We start from the raw sequence: 18,298 nt of genomic DNA, 5'->3' as shown, positions 1-18,298 counted from the left end.
GTGCTGAGCACCGCGTACGAGGCGAACAGCGAGCCGAACAGCACCAGGTCGGACATGAGGTATACCCACATGCCGAACACCTTCATGCCGCCCTGGTCGTGGGCGTGATCGTGCTCGTGATGGTCGTCGTGGACCAGCACATCGCTGTCCAGTTGCGGACGGGTCAACAGGTTCATGCGCCTGCCTCCTGCAGCTTGGCGTGGTTGGCCGCTTCGGTACGCGCCACCTCTTCGGAGCTGACGTAGTAATCCACGTCCTCGTTGTAGGAGCGCGCGATCAGGGTGGCGATCATCGCGATGAAGCTGGCACCGGCCATCCACCAGATGTGCCACACCAGGGCGAAGCACAGCACCAGGATCCAGACGTTGAGGATCAGCGGCACACCGGTGTTCTTCGGCATGTGGATCGGTGCGTACTTCTTCGGCGGCGGCGGCAGGCCGCGTTTCTTCGCTTCGTGGAAGGCGTCCAGCTCATCGGTCTTGGGCACCACGGCGAAGTTGTAGAACGGCGGCGGCGACGGCGTGGCCCATTCCAGCGTGCGTGCATTCCACGGGTCGCCGGTGAGGTCGAGGTTGCGCTTGCGGTCGCGCACGCTGACGTAGATCTGCACCAGCATCAGGATGATGCCCGCGAACACGAACAGCGCACCGATGAAGGCGGCGATCAGGTACGGCGTCCATGCCGGGTTGTCGTACTGGTTCATGCGCCGGGTCATGCCCATGAAGCCCAGCATGTACAGCGGCATGAAGGCCAGGTAGAAGCCGATCACCCAGCAGGCGAAGGACCACTTGCCCAGGCGCTCGTTGAGGGTGAAGCCGAACACCTTCGGGAACCAGTAGACGAAGYCGGCCAGGTAGCCGAACAGCGCACCGCCGATGATGGTGTTGTGGAAGTGCGCGACCAGGAACAGGCTGTTGTGCAGCAGGAAGTCCGCGCCCGGGATGGCCAGCAGCACGCCGGTCATGCCACCGATGGTGAAGGTGACCAGGAAGGCGATGGTCCACAGCATCGGCACGCTGAACTCCACGCGGCCGCCGTACATGGTGAACAGCCAGGTGAAGATTTTCACGCCGGTGGGGATGGCGATGATCATCGTCATGATGCCGAAGAAGGCATTGACGCTGGCACCGGAGCCCATGGTGAAGAAGTGGTGCAGCCAGACGATGAAGGACAGGATGCCGATCGCCAGGGTGGCGCCGACCATCGACTTGTAGCCGAACAGCTTCTTGCGCGAGAAGGTGGCGGTCACTTCAGAGAAGATGCCGAACGCCGGCAGCACCAGGATGTACACCTCCGGGTGGCCCCAGGCCCACACCAGGTTCACGTACATCATCGGGTTGCCACCCAACGTGTTGGTGTAGAAGTTGAAGTCCAGGTAGCGGTCCAGGGTGAGCGCACCCAGGGCTACGGTCAGGATCGGGAAGGCGGCGATGATGATCACGCTGGTGACCAGCACGGTCCAGGTGAACACCGGCATCTTCATCAGCGTCATGCCCGGCGCACGCATGCGCAGGATGGTGATGAACAGGTTGACGCCGGTCAGCAGGGTACCGATGCCGGAGGCCTGCAACGCCCAGATGTAGTAATCGACACCGACCCCGGGACTGAACTCGATGCCCGACAGCGGCGGATAGGCGACCCAGCCGGTCATCGCGAATTCGCCAACACCCAGCGAGATCATCATCAGCGCAGCGCCGACCACGAAGATCCAGAAGCTGAAGGCGTTGAGGAACGGGAACGCCATGTCGCGCGCGCCGATCTGCAGCGGCACGATGATGTTCATCAGGCCGACCACAAACGGGGTGGCCACGAAGAAGATCATGATCACGCCGTGCGCGGTGAAGATCTGGTCGTAGTGTTCCGGTGGCAGGAAGCCATCGCTGCCCGGCCCGGCGGCCGCCAGCTGTGCGCGCATCATCAGTGCATCGGCGAAGCCGCGCACCAGCATGACCAGCGCGACGACCACATACATGATGCCGATCTTCTTGTGGTCCACCGTGGTGAACCAGTCGCGCCAGAGCACGCCCCACAGCTTGAAATAGCTCACCGCGCCGAGCAGCGCGAGGCCGCCCAGCACCATGGCCGCCAACGTGACCACGACGATCGGCTCGTGCAGCGGCACGGCCTCCCACGTCAATTTACCCAACATGTTCGTTACTCCTGGGAAACCTGGGCACCGCCGGCAGCGCCCGCCGGGGTTGCAGCAGCGGTGTTCTCACCGACGCCGATGAACTGGTCGATGACCTTCTTGAACAGCAGCGGTTCGACGCTGGAGAAGTGCTGCACCGGCGCGTTCTTCGACGGTGCGGCCAGCGCCTTGAACTGCTCGAAGCTGAGCGCATCCGGCGCGCTGCGCACCTCGGCCACCCAGCGATCGAAGTCTTCGTTGCTGCTGGCGGTGGCGATGAACTTCATGTTCGAGAAGCCATGGCCGCTGTAGTTGCCGGACATGCCACGGAACTGGCCGGGTTCGTTGGCGATCAGGTGCAGCTGCGTGCGCATGCCGGCCATCGCGTAGATCTGTCCACCCAGCTGCGGGATGAAGAAGGTGTTCATCGTCGAGTTGGAGGTGATGTTGAACGCCAGCGCGCGGTTGGCCGGGAAGTTGAGCTGGTTGACGGTGGCGATGCCCAGGTCCGGGTACACGAACACCCACTTCCAGTCGGTGGCGATCACGTCCACGTGCAGCGGTTCGCCGGCCACGTCCAGCGGCTTGTACGGATCGAGCTCGTGGGTGGACTTCCACACGATCACCGCCAGCACCGCGATGATCAGCAACGGCACGCCCCAGACCACGACTTCCACCTTGGTGGAGTGCGACCAGTCCGGCGTGTACTTCGCCTTGGTATTGCCGGCGCGGAAGCGCCAGGCGAACACGAAGGTCAGCACGATGGCCGGCACGACGACGATCAGCATCAGGCCGATGCAGATCAGGATCAGGTCGCGCTGTGCGATCCCGACCATGCCCTTCGAATCCAGCAGCACCCAATCGCAGCCCGTCAGGGCAATGCAGGCCAGGGCGACCAGCGCCAGGCGGATGCGGTTCCAGCAGATATTCATTGGTGGTCAACCCTGTTGAAGATGCGCGCTTGACCGGCTCGCCTGCGCGCAGCGCCCGGGCGTGGAGCGGCTACACTGTGGGTACGAGGTCGCCTACAAACAGGCGAGCCACTCCAATCAAGCCCATACAAGATACAGCATTGTATGGACTTGTGCATCTGCACGTATGGAAAAATCCGACCGATGACGCCTCCTGCTGCCGGCCGCCGCCTGAAACACCCCAACCGGACCTGGGTCCGCCCCTTCCGTGAGGGCGCAGGACCGCTGTACCTGCAGATCGCCCAGCAGGTGCGCGAGGCGGTGGACGATGGCGTGCTGCGGCCGGGCGATCGCCTGCCGCCGCAGCGCGACCTGGCCCAGCAGGTGGGGGTGGACCTGACCACGGTCACCCGCGCCTTCGCCGAACTGCGCCAGGCCGGCCTGCTGGACGCGCAGGGCGCGGGCGGCACCTTCATTGCGATGTCCGCCGGCAACCGCAGCACCTCGGTCGACCTGAGCATGAACATCCCGCCGCTGCTGGGCAGCGCGCCGTTCGCACAGGGCATGGAGGCCGGGTTCCAGCACCTGGGCCAGCAGCTGGGCCAGGGCGAGCTGATGAGCTACCACGTCGGTGCCGGCAGCCGCGACGACCGCGCTGCGGCCGTGCAATGGCTGGCGCCGGTGCTCGGCCCGGTGGGCGCCGAGCGGGTGGTGATCTGCCCCGGCGCGCAGACTGCGCTGTGCGCACTGATCCTGGCCCGCACCCAGCCGGGCGAACTGATCGCCGCCGAGCAGTTGACCTACCCGGGCCTGCTGGCCGCTGCGCGCGTGCTGCAGCGGGGCGTGGTGCCGGTGGCGATGGACGCCGAGGGCATGCTGCCCGATGCCCTGGACGAAGCCTGCCAGCAGCGCCGGCCGCGCCTGCTGTACCTGGTGCCGACCATCCAGAACCCGACCACGGCGACGATGTCGGCGCAGCGCCGGCAGGCCCTGCTGGCGGTGGCACGGCGGCACGAACTGACCGTGGTCGAGGACGATCCCTACTGGCTGCTGGCCGGCGATGCCGCCCCGCCGCTGGCCGCGCTGGCCGACGGTGGCTGCCCGGTCTACTACATCTCCACCCTGTCCAAGTGCCTGGCCCCCGGCCTGCGCACGGCCTACCTGGTGGTGCCGGGCGGCGAGCCGATGGAGCCGGTGCTGGACGCCCTGCGTGCGATCGCGCTGATGCCCACCCAGTCGATGGTCGCCGTGGCCTCGCACTGGATCCGCACCGGCCAGGCGCAGGCGATGGTGCAACGCTTCCAGCAGGAACTGCGCGAGCGCCAGGCCATTGCTGCCCGCTACCTGCCCGCCCGCCGCCGGGCCCACCCGGCCGGCCTGCATGTGTGGCTGCCGTTGCCGCCGCGGCTGGACCAGTACCGGCTGATCCAGGCGGCACAGGAACAGGGCCTGGGCATTGCCAGCTCCGATGCCTTCAGCGTGGAGGAACCGCCACCGGGCAACGCCATTCGCCTGTCGCTGGGCGGTGCGGTGGACCAGGAGGCACTGGCCGGCGCGCTGGCCAAGCTGAACGAGATCCTGTCCGAGGCGCCCGACGCGCGGCATTCGGCGATCGTCTGAGCCATCCCGTGGGCCATGCCCATACAAGATGATATCTTGTATGCAATGTATGGACGGAGGATGTGCCGCAGATGGCCGCCGACAAACTGAAGTTCCACCTGGTGATGGCCGGCTGCGGCGGGTTCGTCGTGCTGATGCTGGCCGCCCTGGCCTGGGTCTGCCTGCAACCGCAGACCGTGGATGTGCAGGCCGCCGAGCGCCACGCCATTGAACAGTGCCTGCACCGCAGCGAGGACGCGGCGCGCAGCGAGATTCAACGCCGCGCCCAGGCCGACTCCTGCCGCGAGATGCGCAAGCAGTACGTGCACAAGTTCGGCGCGGACGGCTCTTGATGGGCGCAGCCGCGCCGCGCCCACGCCGTTCGATGCTGCCGGTGATGATCGCCCTCGCCTGCCTGTTCATGGCCGGCGTGGCGGCGGCACTGTGGCAGTACTTCGGCTATGGCGAGCAGTCCACGTTCGCCGAACAGGCCATCGTCTTCGATGACTCGCAGCTGCGGTTGCCGGCGGAACTGGCCGGTAACACCGGCCGCATCCGCGTGGTGCATTTCTGGGACCCGGCCTGCGGCGTGTGCAACCGCGAAACCGGTGCCCACCTCAGCTACCTGATCAGCATGTATCGCCGCGCCGGCATCGACTTCTATGCCATCCGCCGCCCCGGCACCCAGGGTGAACTGCCTGAGCCGCTGCGCAGCAAGGTGATCACCCTGCCGACCATCGACGGCATCGGGAACATTCCGGCCAGCCCGGCGGTGGCGATCTGGGACCGCCAGGGCCGCCTTGCCTATGCCGGCCCGTACAGCATCGGCATGGTCTGCAATTCGGCCAACAGCTTCGTCGAACCGTTGCTGGACAAACTGGTGCGCGGGGAAACCGTGCGCCCGAAAGGACTGCTTGCCGTGGGCTGCTATTGCCCCTGGCAGGCCCAGCGCTGAGGACGCGCGATGACATCACCGACGCTGGCTGGCGCAGCCGCCACAAACAACAACGGCGGTCACCTGTCCGAACCGACCGATGGTTATGGACAGGCTCCCGCCGTTGGAAGCAACGATACGCCCCGACATCCTCCGTACATGCCGCGACCCGATGTCGCAGGGCCTGGCATTGCAGGGCTGGGCTGGGTGCAGGACGTGCACGTGCACAGCGGCCCGATCTACCTGCGCATCGTCAACACGCTGGAACGCACCATCAATCGCGGTGGCCTGGCGCCCGGGCAACGGCTGCCCTCGCAGCGCGCRTTGGCACAGCAGCTGGGCGTGGACCTGACCACGGTGACCCGTGCGTTCGATGAAGCGCGCAAGCGTGGACTGATCGAAGCACGTGGGCCACAGGGCAGCTTCATCGCGCCGCCCAAGGCCGGTTTTGATCAGGCCGTGGATCTCAGCATGAACGTGCCACCGGTACCCGACGCCGATGCACTGGCGGAAATGCTGCGTCGAGGCGCAGCGGCGGTGCTTGCGCGCAGCAATGCGCCGAACCTGATGACCTATCACCTGGGCGGTGGCAACCCGACCGACCGCCACGCGGCGGCGCGCTGGCTGCAGCCGATGCTGGGCACGGTGGACGATGCTCGCCTGCTGCTGACCGAAGGCGCGCAGGTGGCACTGGCGGCGATCCTGCTCAGCCAGGGGCGCGAGGGCGATGCGATCCTCTGCGATCGGCTGGTGTATCCGGGTCTGCTGCAGGCCGCCGCCGCACTGGGACGGCGGCTGGTCACGGTGGAGGGCGACGAATACGGCATGTGCCCGGAGGCGCTGGCCCGCCGGGCGCGGGAATGTGGCGCGCGATTGGTCTACCTCAACCCCACCTGCCAGAACCCGACGGCGCTGACCGTGCCCACCACGCGGCGCGAAGCGCTGGCGCGCGTGCTGGAGCGCGAAGGCCTGCTGGCGATCGAGGACGATCCGTACTGGCACCTGGCCGTCACCGCGCCCATTCCGCTGGCGACGCTGGCACCGCGACACGTGTTCCATGTGGCCACGCTTTCAAAGGTGATCAGCCCTGGCCTGCGTACCGCGTTCGTGCAATGCCCGGGCGCCGCCCATGCCGAGGCGATGGCCACCGCACTGCGTGCCACGCGGTTGATGGGCCATCCGCTGGTATCCGCGCTGGCCAGCCAGCTGCTGCTGGATGGCTCGGCGCAGGCGCTGCTGGCGCAGGTACGCGAGGAAGCGCGCGAGCGCACGCGGATGGCGCGGTATCTGCTGGCGCCCTCGTTGCTGGAGCGCGCCGATGGGCTGCATGCGTGGTGCCGGGTGCCAGCGCCGTGGACCGACGCCACGCTGGTGCGTACGGCGCAGCTGCAGGGCCTGGCGATCGCGCCTTCATCGGCGTTCTGTCCGCCGGGCGCGCCGTTCGCGAGCGGGGTGCGGCTGTCGTTGGGATTGGCTGCGGACCGGCGGCAACTGGAAAACGCGCTGCGGCGGATCGATCGGTTGTTGTTGTCCGATGCGTTGCCGGCGATTGACCGGTAGTGGAAGGGCATCCACGCATGGCGTGGATCTACTGGGCCTGTTCCGGTAGATGCCAACCTTGGTTGGCAATGCCCGTTCACTACGGTCATGAGGTTGCCGGCCAGCGGCCGGCACTACCCCAGCGCGGCCAACGCCTGCACCAGCGCATCCATCTGCGCGGGGCGGGTGAACACCGATGGTGTCACCCGCACGCAGGCGCCGGAGTCCAGGCCATCGCGATGGGTGGTGAATATCCGATGTTCATCCAGCAGCCGTTTCTGCAGCGCCAGGTTGTCTTCCACCGAGGCATGGCCACGCAGGCGGAAGCTGGCCAATGCACTGGCCAACGCCGGATCCGGCGACGACAGCACCTCGATATGCGCCATCTGCCGCGCCGCCACCGTCCAGCGCTCACGCAGGTAGCGCAGCCGCGCCTGCTTGTTCGCTGCGCCGATGCGCTGATGCAGCGCGATGGCCTCCGGCAGCGCCAGATAGGCGGCGAAGTTGACCGTGCCGGTGTGCACGCGACTGCCCACGCGGCCGTCGTCGGTCTCGCCCATGTACGGATCCAGGTCGGCCACGCGTCCTTTGCGCACGTACATCGCGCCCACGCCCACCGGTGCGCCGATCCACTTGTGCAGGTTGATGCCAACGAAATCGGCCTTCAGGTCCGGCACCGCGTAGTCGATCTGGCCAAAGCCATGTGCGGCATCGACAATCACATCGATGCCGCGCGCCCGCGCACGTTCGGCGAGCTCGGCCACCGGCAGCACCAGCCCATGGCGGTGGCTGACCTGGGTCAGCAGTACCAGTTTCAGGCGCGGCAGGCGCGCGAACGCCTCATCGTAGGCCTGCAGGATCTGCTCATGGGTGGGCACCACCGGCAGTGCGATGCGCTCGACCTGCACGCCACGACGCTGCTGCAGCCAACGCATCGCGTTGATCATGCTGTCRTAGTCGATGTCGGCGTACAGCACCTGGTCGCCCGCGGCCAACCGGTTGTAGCCGCCGATCAGCGCGAGCATCGCTTCGGTGGCGCCACGGGTCAGCGCGATCTCGTCGGCGCCGACGCCAAGCATGTCGGCCACCTGCCGATGCACGGCCAGGTACTGCGCCGGGAACGCGTGGCGACCGTACCAGGCATTGCCCCGGTTCACTTCGGCGGTATGCCGCTGGTAGCTGGCCAGGGTCTGCTTGCCCATCGCACCCCAGTAGCCGTTCTCCAGGTGGTTCACTTCATCGGTGATGTCGAAGTGGCTGGCGACGGCGGCCCAGTACGACTCGTCACGGGCCAGCACATCCGGCGTCGTGGAAGGTGCAGGAATGTCCATCGGCACAGCGTAGCGCGCGGCCGCCGGAGCAGCCAGCGCGGCAAGCGCCGCACTGGCCGGCAGCAGCGCGCCGGCACGCAGCAGGGAACGGCGGCGGCTGTCCATCAGAAGGTCAGCCGGTACTGCGCGTACACGTTGGCGCCGTCGGTGTCGTACGGCGCGTTGCGCGAATAGATCAGGCCGCGGCTGGCCTGGAAGGTGGCTTCATCCGGGTAGCGGTCGAACACGTTGTCGGCGCCCACGCGCAGGCTGTGGTGTTCGTTGATGCGATAGCCCACGGCCAGGTCGAGGAAGGTCATCGCACCGAATTGCTGGTAGATATCGCCGGTGGCATTGCCGGTGGAGTCGGTCCACTTGCCGTAATAGCGCACGCGTGCCATCAACGACCACGCGCCGACGTCCCAGCTGCCGGTGAAGCTGCCCTTGTGCTCGGGCAGGCGGTCTTCGAACAGCACGCGCTGGGTCTCGTTGGTGGCCACCGAGGTGCTGCCGTTGTCGACGCGGGTCTGGTTGTAGTTGTAAGCCAGGGTCAGCGTCATCCGCCCTGCGCCGAGGTCGCGCAGGTAGTTGCCGACCACATCCACGCCGGTGGTGGTGGTGTCGAAATCGTTGGTGAAGTAGTTCACCGAGGTATAGCCCAGCGGGTTCGGCGTGCCGGCCGGAATGGCGAAGCTGGCCGACTGGCTGAAGCGGTCGCTGAGCGTGATCCGGTAGACATCGACCGACCCGGACAGGCCCAGGTCGGTGCGCCAGGTCAGGCCCAGCGAGGCCGTACGCGATTCTTCCGGGGTGAGCGGCTTGGCATCCAGCAGCTGCGCCAACGGATCGCTGGGCGACAGGCGGCCGCTGGTGAAGATCTGCAGCGTGCGCGTGTCCAGGCCCTGGGTGGTGCTGGTGGTGTTGAGCTGGGCCGGCGTGGGCGCGCGGAAGCCGGTGGAGAGCGTGCCGCGCAGCGCCACGTCCGGGGTGATCGCTAAACGTGCCGACAGCTTGCCATCCACCGTGCTGCCGAAGCTGGAGAAGTCTTCATAGCGACCGGCCGCGCCGATGCTCCAACGCTCGCCCAGCGGTACTTCCATGTCCACGTAGGCGGCCTTGCTGCGCTGGCTCCACTGCCCGGCCTGGCTGGCCGAGAAGCCCGGCGCGCCGTTGGAATTGGCTTCCAGGCCCGCCGCAGCGCCACGGCCCACCGCATACGAGGCCGGGTCGCCGGCGCGCACCTGGTAGGTCTCCTGGCGGAATTCGGCGCCGAAGGCGACGTTGACCGGCTTCGACAGCGCAGCCACGTCCCATTCGTAGTTGAAGTCCGCATTGGCGTTCTTCTCGGTCTGGGTCAGCCGGCCGAGGTCGAAGGAGGTCGGGCTGTCCGGGCCCAGCGAGGCGTTGATGGAGTTGTCCAGGCTGTAGTCGATGGCATTGCGGCCATACGAGGCGCTCAGGTCCCAGCGCAGCTTGGGCGTGATCTCACCCCGCAGGCCCGCGACCAGCTGCAGGTCGTTCTGGGTGTTGCCGTACTGCGGGCTGAAGCCCACCGGATACAGCGAGCGCAGGTTCCAGCCCGGGAAGATGCTGGTCGTACGGTACGCGCCGGTGGTGGTATCGGGGTTGCGCCAGTTGAAATCGCTGACGCCGTCGCTGTGGCTGTACAGGCCGAAGGCATACAACTCCAGGGTGTCGCTGGCATTGGCCTTCAGGTTGAAGCCCACGCGGCGGCTTTCCAGCTCCGGCTGGCCCCAGCGCTGCACCGGGTTGGGCACGTCCAGTTCGGGATGCGCGGCCTGGAAGGCGATGGCGTCGGGACGCTGGCGCGTGCGTGAGGTCGCGTCGGAGTTGGACGATTCGGCGAACAGGGCGAGGCTGCCGTAGTCACCCAGCGCCCAGCCGGTGCGCGCACTGAAGTCGCGCGAGCCGCCATCGCCCTGCGCGTACTGCGAATAGCCCGCAGTGATCTCGGTGCCCGGGCTGTCCTCCAGGATGATGTTGATGACACCGGCGATGGCATCCGAGCCGTACTGCGCCGACGCCCCATCGCGCAACACTTCGATGCGCTTGATGGCGCTGGTCGGAATCTGCGCCAGGTCGGCAGCCTGTGCGCCGCGGTTGCCAAGCAAGGCACTGCGATGGAAGCGGCGGCCGTTGACCAGCACCAGCGTCTGGTCCGGCGACAGGCCACGCAGCGTGGCCGGGCGCACGAACACCTGGCCATCGGCCATCGGCAGGCGCTGCACCACGAACGAAGGCACCAGCTGCGCCAACACGTCCTTCAGGTCGGTGGAGTCGACCGACTGGATGTCCTGCTTGGTGAACACGTCCACCGGCGCCAGGGTTTCAAACTGGGTGCGGTTGGAGGCACGGGTACCGGTGACCAGCATCGCATCGAGCTGGGTGGGCGCAGCGGCGTTGCCACTGCTGCTGGTGTCTGCCGTTCCGGCATCTGCAGCGATCGCGCCTCCTGCGCTGACCAGACCAAGGGCGAGGAGGATGGAACGCGACAGCTTCGAACGATGCACGGCAGGACTCCGGGAAGGCACGACAGGGCCAGGTGGGACCTGGACAAGGCGCGCAGTCTCGGGGCGGGATGTGAAGCAGCGATGACGTGGAGACGACAGTTGCGACCGCTGGAGGTGCAGCCGCCGCCCATGCCGGGCTCTGCGCTATGCGGTGTCGTCGTCGAAGCCGAAGACGGCGGGCCGCGCCGTGCGCAGCGGGATGACCAGCGCGATCGCGAAAACGAACAGGAAAGGCGCGGAGAGGATGGCAGTGTCCTCGGTTCCGAAGGCAATCAGGTTCACCTGCAGTTGGCCGATCCACTCAAGGTCCATGAGCACCAGTACAAGGCCACCGATGGTCGGGCACGGCAGGCCGCCATGGCCTGCCATCAACAACGTGGGCGCCAGCAGTGCTGCCAGCAATGAGAACATCACCCGGTACAGCCAGGGGTCCCCGCGCCAGCGCGGTGCCCGCCGCCACATGAGCACCAGCAGCGCCAGTGGCAGCAGCGCCGGCAGCAGGGCAATCGCAATGATCATCACCATGCGGCGATCTGCGCGGTCTGGCTGATAGCGGTGACTTCCGGCATGTCCCTGGCCTCGATCGTGTCCATGAAGACCGCATTGTTGCCGGTGCAACGGCAAACGCAAAGCCCTGCCGGCGCAAGAACTGCTAAGCGCCCCACCCCGTCGATCCGGTACGCTGCCCGGCATTCGAACGAGGGACAGCGCGATGAGCGCAGCCGGCAAAGCGTTGTGGTACATCGAAAGCCATGCCGACAAGCCGCTGGCGCTGGCCGACATCGCGGCAGCCGCCGGACTGTCGCCCTTCCACCTGTCACGCCTGTTCCAGGCCCGCACCGGCACGTCGGTGGTGCGCTACCTGCGCGGACGCCGCCTGACCGCCGCCGCGCAACAGCTGGCCAACGGTGCCGGCGACATCCTGCAGGTGGCGTTGGCAGCCGGTTACAGCACGCATGCCGCGTTCACCCGTGCCTTCTGCGAGCAGTTCGGGCAGACCCCGGAGCGCGTGCGCGAGCGGGGCCTGCAGGAACTGGCACTGGTGCACGCGATCCGCCTCGACGACGCGCCACAGGCCTGCACCGAGGCGCCCAGGCTGATCGACTGCACGCCCTTCCAGGTGGCCGGCATCGGCATGCGCCACAGTCGCGACAGCGGCGGTGCGATTCCCGGGCAGTGGGCGCAGCTCAACCGCGAATGGCCAACACCGGCGCCGGTCAGTTTCGGTGTGTGCTGCAGCAGCGACGACGAGGGTGGCTTCGACTACATCGCAGCCTTGCCGGTGAATGCACTGCCATCGGTGCCTGCACACTGGCAGCGGGTGGATGTGCCTGCGCGCCGTTACCTGGTGGCCTGGCATGGCGGCCATATCTCCACCATCCGCTCGACCTGGTTCTGGCTGCTGGACCAGTACCTGCCGGCAAGCGACCTCCACCTGGCCAACGCGCCGGATCTTGAACGCTACGACACCCGCTTCGACGAGCATACCGGCCATGGCGGCGTGGAGATCTGGCTGCCGGTCGATCACCGCCCTGACTGACCCGGAGAAACCAATGATGCGCGCGACACGATGGATGCTGCCCCTGCTGTTGGCTGCTCTGGCGCCGGTGGCGATGGCGGCCGCTCCCACCATTGCCGGTGAACGTCATGGCGTGACAACGCTGAAAAGCGCGGCGATCCGCGATAGTGCGCAGCGCGAGGTGCTGCGCTTCACCGCGTGGTACCCGGCAATGCCAGGCAGCGAAGAGACGCCGCTGACCATCGGGCCACCGGATGCGCCGCTGTTCGAGGTGGGGCGCGCGGCGAAGGATGCCCCCATTGCCGGCGGGCGCCTGCCAACCCTGTTGCTGTCGCATGGCAATGGCGGCACCGCGAGCATGATGGGGTGGCTGGGCACCGCGCTGGCGCGGTCTGGCTACCTGGTGATCGCCGTGGACCACCCCGGCAACAACGGCGCCGATGAGATGACGCTGGCCGGCAGCGTGCTGACCTGGCTGCGCGCCGACGACCTGAAGGCGGCGCTGGCGGCCGTGCAGGCCGACCCGCAGCTGGGGCCACATGTTGATGCGTCGCGGCTGGGCGTGGTGGGTTATTCCGCTGGCGGCTTCACCGCACTGCTCAGCGCCGGCGCACGGCCGGACATGACGCGGCTGCTGGCGTTCTGCCAGGCGCACCCGGACGACGGCGTGTGCAGGCCGCAGCAGGAAGCGGCCGCGCATACGATGGCGGCGCGTCTTGCGGCGGCGGCGTCACCACAACTGCAACCGTACGTGCAGCATGCACAGGATGATCGTTCGATTGCCGGCGTGCGCGCGGTGTTCGTGCTGGCGCCCGCCATCGTGCAGGCGTTTGCACCGGAGCAGCTGAAGGCGTTGCGGCAGCCGGTGATGATCGTGCTGGGTTCAGCGGATGAAGTGGCGCCGCCGGTGACCAACGGTGATGTGGCGGCGGCGCTGATTCCGAAAGCAACGCTGCACGCGCTGCCCGGTGTCGGCCACTACGATTTCCTGTCTGCCTGCACGCCGCTGGCAAATGAGCGGCTGCAGGCGCTGTGCATGACTGCGGTACCGAAGGAGCAGACGCATGCGGTGGCGGTGGAAGACGCGGTGCGCTTCTTCGGGGAGGCCTTGCGCTGAAGACAGTCGAGCACGGCTCGATGCCACGGCTGGCAACAACGATTCGTTGCACAGGTGATGACGCGGCGCAAAGGTGCGCGGGACTACACTGCACCCAGCGCTCCACGGAGGATCGATCATGCGCCTGTTGCATCTTTCTCTGCCGGTATCCGATGTTGCCAGCGTCGCCACGTACTTCCGCGACGTGCTGCAGCTGGAGGTGGCCGGCGACCAGGTCCGCATTGGCTGGAGCACGATCCAGCTGCAACCGGCGAATGGCCGTCCGGTAGGCGGCGTGCACCTTGCCTTCAATGTGCCGGACAACCGCTTCGCCGAGGCCATGAGCTGGCTGCGCGCACGCACGCCGTTGCAATGCAATCCGGAAGGGCTGGACTACTTCGCACTGGAAAGCAGCTGGCAGTCGCAGTCGGTGTATTTCACCGGACCCGATGGCCTGATCCTGGAACTGATCGGCCGCAGGCGCTTGCCGGCCAGCGACCGCACTGGCGCCTTCCATGGCAGCGAACTGACCTGCCTGAGCGAGGTCGGCCTGCCCAGCCATGATGTCGATGCGGTGCGCGAACAATCCAACCAACGCTTCGGCCTGCGGCCGATCAGCCCGCCGTCGCCCCAGTTCGCGCCGATGGGCGATGACGAGGGCCTGCTGATCGTGGTCGCTGCCGATCGCCGTTGGTTCCCCGAGCAGAAGGACCTGCCCAACGCGCAGGGCCTGCAGCTGCAGGTGGCCGATGTGAGCGGCAGCGGCGAGCTGCACGATGCCGCGCTGGGCTGGCGGGTGCAGGCGGCCTGAGTTACCAGCTGCCCGAGGCGCCACCGCCTCCGCTGCGGCCGCCACCACCGGACCAGTCGCTGGAACTGCTCGAGGACGAACTGGACGACGAGGTGCTGGACGAGGAGCGGTAGCCTCTGGGCGCCCCCCGGCCGCCGCGGGCTTTTTCGCCGGGCAGCAGAGTGAACACCCAGATGAAGTACAGGAACAGCGTGCCCATGCTGGACACGATCGTCGCCAGCACGCGGGCGTTCTCGTCGCCGGCACGGTCGATGGCCAGCAGCGCGCCCAGCGCATAGCCACCGGTCAGCAGCACCAGCACCACCAAGCGGATGGCGAAGCTGTTGCGCTTCTTCCGCCAACGCGCGCGACCGGCCTGCACCAGGAAGAACACCAGCATGGCGGCGATGCCGACCGCCAGGTTCAGCAGCGTGTGCAGCGCAAGGCTGGGCGGCAACTGGCCGCGTACCAGCATCACCGCGAAGAAGCCGGTGCTGACGGCCAGCATGCCGTACAGCACGATGCGTACGCCGCCGCTGCGACGCCAGCACCAGCCCAGCAGGGTTGCCACCGGTACGGCGGGCAGCAGCACGAAGACCAACGCCRGCAGCACATGGCGCGGCAGCAGCAGCGACGCAGAAAGCCCTCCCGCGGCGATCACCGCCGTCACCAGCAGCGGCCTGCCCCAGGCAGGCAATGTCGGCCACGTTGACCTGGGCACCGCCGCATTGGCTGCCAGTGCCTTGCGCCGCCGCTCGCGGCGGTTACCGGTGAAATCGGCTTCGGTCCTGGTCGCCAGCAGACGCGGTGGCGATCGCCACAGACCGGCCAGGAAGCCCGCCAACAACGTCAGCGCGACGACCGAATCCCCCGTGCGCCAGTCCGCGGGCAACACGTTGCGTGCCGACGGATCTTCCCAGGGCGGCATTTCCTCACCATCGACCAGCGCCACCAGCACCGCGGTGCCGTCCAGCACGCCCTGGTCCAGGTCTCCCTCGCGCAGCCGCGGCACGATCGCCTTGTCGATGATGCGCGCGGCATACGCATCAGGAATGGTGCCTTCCAGGCCATAACCGGTCTGGATGCGTACGCGCCGATCCTGCACCGCCACCAGCAGCAGCACGCCATCATCGACGCCGGCGCGGCCCAGCTGCCATTGGTCGAAGACCCGCTGCGCATAGGCTTCGATGCCTTCCTCGCCAACGCTGGGCACCACCAGCACCTGCAGCTGCGCGCCCTTGCGTGCCTGCAGCTGCAATGCCTGCTCGCGCAGCGCGGCGCGGGTGCTGGCGGACAGCGCATTGGCGGTGTCCACCACCGGGTCATTCAACGCTGGGACCGGGGCTGCCGCCAGCGCCAGCAGCGGCAGCAGGCAGAGCAGCAGCACAAGCCACGCCCACGGCYTGGCAACGCGCGCCTGCGGCACCSGGCTCATGTGCCCTGCCCTGCCTCGATCYGCGCATACAGCGCCTGCAGCCGGGCAGCGTTCTGCGCGAACACCTGCAGGTCCGCGTCGACCAGTGCCGGCCAGTCCGGTGCATGTCCCAGCAACTGCGCCACCTGTTCCTGCGGTGCGCGATCAAAGCCCTCGCCCAGCACGGTCAGATAGCGCTGGCGGAAACCCTCCGGGTCCTGCTGGTCCTGCACATACAGCTGCACCGCCAGCAGGCCGGCGTAGAGATAGTTGACCAGGTACTGCGGGTCCTCGTACATCAGGCGCTTGCTGATCCAGTTACTGCGCAGCTGCGGGTAGCGTTGCGGCTGCTGGCCATAGCGCGCCAGCACCTGGCCGGTGAGCGCATCCAGATCGTCGGCGGTGCCCAGGGTGTTGCCAGCCACGCCCTGGTAGATCGACTGCTCCAGCTGCGCTTCCTCGGAGGAGGTGAACAGCTGCATCACCATGTCATCCAGCAGCGATTTCAGGTAGTACGCCTTGGCGCGAGGATCCTGTGCCTGCTGGTACAGCTGGTCACGGAAACGCAGTTCGTTGTAGATGGCAAAGGCTTCGGTCAGCCACGCACTGCCATTGCGCTGCAACGGCGAGGCATGGCCGCGTTGCATCCATTGCCCGTGCACGGCATGCCCGGCTTCATGGGCGATCTCCACGTCGCTCTCCAGATCCCCGCTGCGCAGCCCCACGAACAACAGCGACGGCATGTCCGGAGCAACTACCTGGAACGCGTCGTGGCTGCGGCTGCCCAGCACGGTGGCCAGGTCCATGCGCTTGTGCGCAGGGTCCAGCAGCGCGCGCAGCTCGGCGACATACTCAGGCCCCAGGTGCTGCATGGCATCGGCGGCGGTATCGCGCAGCTGCTCAAGCGTCAGCACCGGTGGTGTATAGCCGGCATCCGGCACGGTGGTATCCCAGACCTGCGGCGACGTGATGCCGCTGCGCCCAGCATGCTGCAGCAGCATGTCCTGGTAGGCACGACGGTCTGCCGCGTGGCGCTCGATCGCTGCCAGCGTCGCGTCGACGGTCGCCGTATCCATGCCCATGCGGCGGTAGCCACGTGCGGTGGCCGAGCCGTCTCCCTGCAGGCGCGCGGCGGCGTCATTCACCTGCGCCAGGCCCAGCAGCACCGAAGCCATCGGCTCGCGGCGCGACTGCAGGCCCTGCCAGTATCCCTTCCAGCCGGCCTCACGCAGCGTACGGTCGGAGTGCTGGGCCAGCGCCTGCTTGTCAGCGCCGGTATCCCAGCTGCGGCCAGCCCCCTCGACGCGCGGAAATGCGGCGCTGTGGAAGATCTGCCGATGCAGGCGCGCGAAGGTATCCAGCGCCGGGTCGGCCAGCGTATCCACGGCATCATCCAGCTGCGCATTGGCCGGCGCCGCACCTTCCTGCAGCGCACGGTCGCGCAGGAACCGGTAGGACGCCAACCAGGGTGCATCCGCCGGTGCCTCACGCAGGGCGGCCCTGCCAGCGCGGGCGATACGGCTGCACAGCCCCATCACCTGGTCCAGCGCCTGCGCCGGGCGACGATCGCGTGCGTTGCGGGCAGCCTGCAGATGCAGATACGCATGGTGGCGCAGGCACTGCGCCTGCAGCGCTTCGGCCTGGCGGAAGCGCGTGGACGGCTCGCTCGCCGTGGCGCCCTGCAACGCCTCAACGCGCTCGCCCAGGGCAATGCGTGCCGTCTGTTCGGCGGCGGCGCTGGGAAAGTAGGCGCGATCGTCAGCGTGCAGCGATTGCGCGTGGGCGCCGAGGGACGTGGTCATCGCCCACAGCGTGGCGATGACCAGGGTAACGGTGGTGGTGCGCATCCTGCGGGCCTGCATCGGCGTCTCCGTGCCTTGAACGAGCTTGGAGCCTAGCAGCCGCCGACGGTGCGCGCCTGTCCCGATCGGGCCTCAGATCGACTCGTCTTCGCGCTTGACCAGCGTCCAGCACGGCCTCTGCGCGAAGGTATAGGTCTGCTGGTCGCTGCTGTCCGGTGTGCGGATCTGCACCTGCATCTGCCCGTCAGCCACGGCCGTCACCTGCATCTGCCGGCCCTGCCCGGCCAACCCTGCCGGATCAGGCATCACCGGCCATTCGACATCGGCCAATGCCAGCGGGCGTTGCACTGTGCGCGGCTCAGGCTCGGCGCCGGCGTCGACGTAGCTGTCCAGCAGCGGATCGGCCGTGGCCTTTTCCTGCAGGGTGATCTCGTTGCCGAAGTGCTTCAGGAAGGTGTCGAACGCGGGATGGGGACACGCTGCGGTCGCCACTGCGGGCGCGGGTGCGGGCGCCGGCTCCACCGCCGTCGCTGTGCTGGCAGGTGCCGCTGCAGGAGCCGGGGCTTCAGCCGGCGCGGGCTGCGGCGCAGGCGTGCAGGCGGACAGCACAAGGCCAAGGGCGGGTGCCAGCAGCACAAGGGAACGGCGGGGTTTCATGGGATCGTCCTGATTCCGGTTTGGTCGCGTCATCCTACCCTGCCGCCTACAATCGCGGTTTTCCGCCT

The 18,298-nt window shown here is 67.6% G+C and carries 15 protein-coding genes and 1 pseudogene; 7 read left to right on the top strand and 9 right to left on the bottom strand.

All coding sequences use genetic code 11. The features are described 5' to 3' along the window. The 3 genes and pseudogenes from AC1DJN_RS06570 to cyoA form a co-directional block, all read right to left on the bottom strand. Positions 1-176, bottom strand: a pseudogene (locus AC1DJN_RS06570) (cytochrome o ubiquinol oxidase subunit III); the annotation flags it as partial. Next, the gene (gene cyoB, locus AC1DJN_RS06565; protein WP_478039009.1) at positions 173-2,149 is read right to left on the bottom strand and encodes a cytochrome o ubiquinol oxidase subunit I; all 1,977 of its coding nucleotides are present in this window, start codon (positions 2,147-2,149) and stop codon (positions 173-175) included. The gene cyoB and the pseudogene AC1DJN_RS06570, both read right to left, overlap by 4 nt. 5 nt (positions 2,150-2,154) lie before the next feature. Continuing rightward, positions 2,155-3,060: a ubiquinol oxidase subunit II gene (gene cyoA / locus AC1DJN_RS06560; protein ID WP_025877429.1), complete on the bottom strand. Its 906-nt coding sequence runs from the start codon at positions 3,058-3,060 to the stop codon at positions 2,155-2,157. A gap of 183 nt (positions 3,061-3,243) precedes the next feature. Between cyoA and AC1DJN_RS06555 the strand changes: the two genes are divergently transcribed. From AC1DJN_RS06555 to AC1DJN_RS06540, 4 genes are all read left to right on the top strand, one after another. Continuing rightward, positions 3,244-4,659 (top strand): aminotransferase-like domain-containing protein, encoded by a 1,416-nt coding sequence (locus tag AC1DJN_RS06555; protein WP_312963502.1) that lies wholly within the window; start codon positions 3,244-3,246, stop codon positions 4,657-4,659. A 71-nt stretch (positions 4,660-4,730) separates the two neighbouring features. Then, positions 4,731-4,991 (top strand): hypothetical protein, encoded by a 261-nt coding sequence (locus AC1DJN_RS06550; protein ID WP_032976966.1) that lies wholly within the window; start codon positions 4,731-4,733, stop codon positions 4,989-4,991. Beyond that, on the top strand, positions 4,991-5,593 hold the full coding sequence (locus AC1DJN_RS06545) for a DUF6436 domain-containing protein (protein ID WP_312965720.1): 603 nt from the start codon (positions 4,991-4,993) through the stop codon (positions 5,591-5,593). Before AC1DJN_RS06550 ends, AC1DJN_RS06545 begins: the two co-directional genes overlap by 1 nt. 9 nt (positions 5,594-5,602) lie before the next feature. Next, positions 5,603-7,132: an aminotransferase-like domain-containing protein gene (locus AC1DJN_RS06540; protein ID WP_312965719.1), complete on the top strand. Its 1,530-nt coding sequence runs from the start codon at positions 5,603-5,605 to the stop codon at positions 7,130-7,132. 113 nt (positions 7,133-7,245) lie between these two features. Here the strand turns inward: AC1DJN_RS06540 and AC1DJN_RS06535 are convergent, their stop codons facing one another. The 3 genes from AC1DJN_RS06535 to AC1DJN_RS06525 form a co-directional block, all read right to left on the bottom strand. Beyond that, on the bottom strand, positions 7,246-8,547 hold the full coding sequence (locus AC1DJN_RS06535) for an aminotransferase class V-fold PLP-dependent enzyme (RefSeq protein WP_312962753.1): 1,302 nt from the start codon (positions 8,545-8,547) through the stop codon (positions 7,246-7,248). Continuing rightward, positions 8,547-10,952 (bottom strand): TonB-dependent receptor domain-containing protein, encoded by a 2,406-nt coding sequence (locus AC1DJN_RS06530; protein WP_312962751.1) that lies wholly within the window; start codon positions 10,950-10,952, stop codon positions 8,547-8,549. Before AC1DJN_RS06530 ends, AC1DJN_RS06535 begins: the two co-directional genes overlap by 1 nt. A gap of 144 nt (positions 10,953-11,096) precedes the next feature. Next, positions 11,097-11,477, bottom strand: coding sequence for a hypothetical protein (locus tag AC1DJN_RS06525; RefSeq protein ID WP_032976897.1), 381 nt, complete (start codon positions 11,475-11,477; stop codon positions 11,097-11,099). 187 nt (positions 11,478-11,664) lie between these two features. On the opposite strand from AC1DJN_RS06525, the gene AC1DJN_RS06520 reads away from it, so the two are divergent. The 3 genes from AC1DJN_RS06520 to AC1DJN_RS06510 all read left to right on the top strand — a co-directional run bounded on the left by AC1DJN_RS06520 (position 11,665) and on the right by AC1DJN_RS06510 (position 14,378). Then, positions 11,665-12,492, top strand: coding sequence for an AraC family transcriptional regulator (locus AC1DJN_RS06520; RefSeq protein WP_032976895.1), 828 nt, complete (start codon positions 11,665-11,667; stop codon positions 12,490-12,492). 34 nt (positions 12,493-12,526) lie between these two features. Continuing rightward, positions 12,527-13,588 carry an alpha/beta hydrolase family protein gene (locus AC1DJN_RS06515; RefSeq protein WP_442251336.1) on the top strand — a complete coding sequence of 354 codons (1,062 nt, stop codon included), beginning with the start codon at positions 12,527-12,529 and terminating at the stop codon, positions 13,586-13,588. Between the two features lie 118 nt (positions 13,589-13,706). Then, the gene (locus tag AC1DJN_RS06510; protein ID WP_312962745.1) at positions 13,707-14,378 is read left to right on the top strand and encodes a VOC family protein; all 672 of its coding nucleotides are present in this window, start codon (positions 13,707-13,709) and stop codon (positions 14,376-14,378) included. Position 14,379: 1 nt separating this feature from the next. Here AC1DJN_RS06510 and AC1DJN_RS06505 read toward each other — a convergent pair whose 3' ends face one another. From AC1DJN_RS06505 to AC1DJN_RS06495, 3 genes are all read right to left on the bottom strand, one after another. Further along, positions 14,380-15,792: a TPM domain-containing protein gene (locus AC1DJN_RS06505; RefSeq protein ID WP_478039008.1), complete on the bottom strand. Its 1,413-nt coding sequence runs from the start codon at positions 15,790-15,792 to the stop codon at positions 14,380-14,382. Next, complete coding sequence (locus AC1DJN_RS06500) at positions 15,789-17,633, bottom strand: M3 family metallopeptidase (RefSeq protein WP_478039007.1); 1,845 nt, start codon at positions 17,631-17,633, stop codon at positions 15,789-15,791. The genes AC1DJN_RS06505 and AC1DJN_RS06500 overlap by 4 nt, the downstream gene beginning before the upstream one ends. Positions 17,634-17,705: 72 nt before the next feature. Continuing rightward, a complete protein-coding gene (locus AC1DJN_RS06495; protein ID WP_032976888.1) occupies positions 17,706-18,230 on the bottom strand; it encodes a hypothetical protein in 525 nt (174 codons plus the stop codon). Between the last annotated feature and the right edge of the window lie 68 nt (positions 18,231-18,298).

This window comes from Stenotrophomonas sp. 05L414_2 (assembly GCF_056397905.1).
Note: the sequence above shows the minus strand (reverse complement) of the source record. Positions and strands in the feature narration are given on the sequence as shown.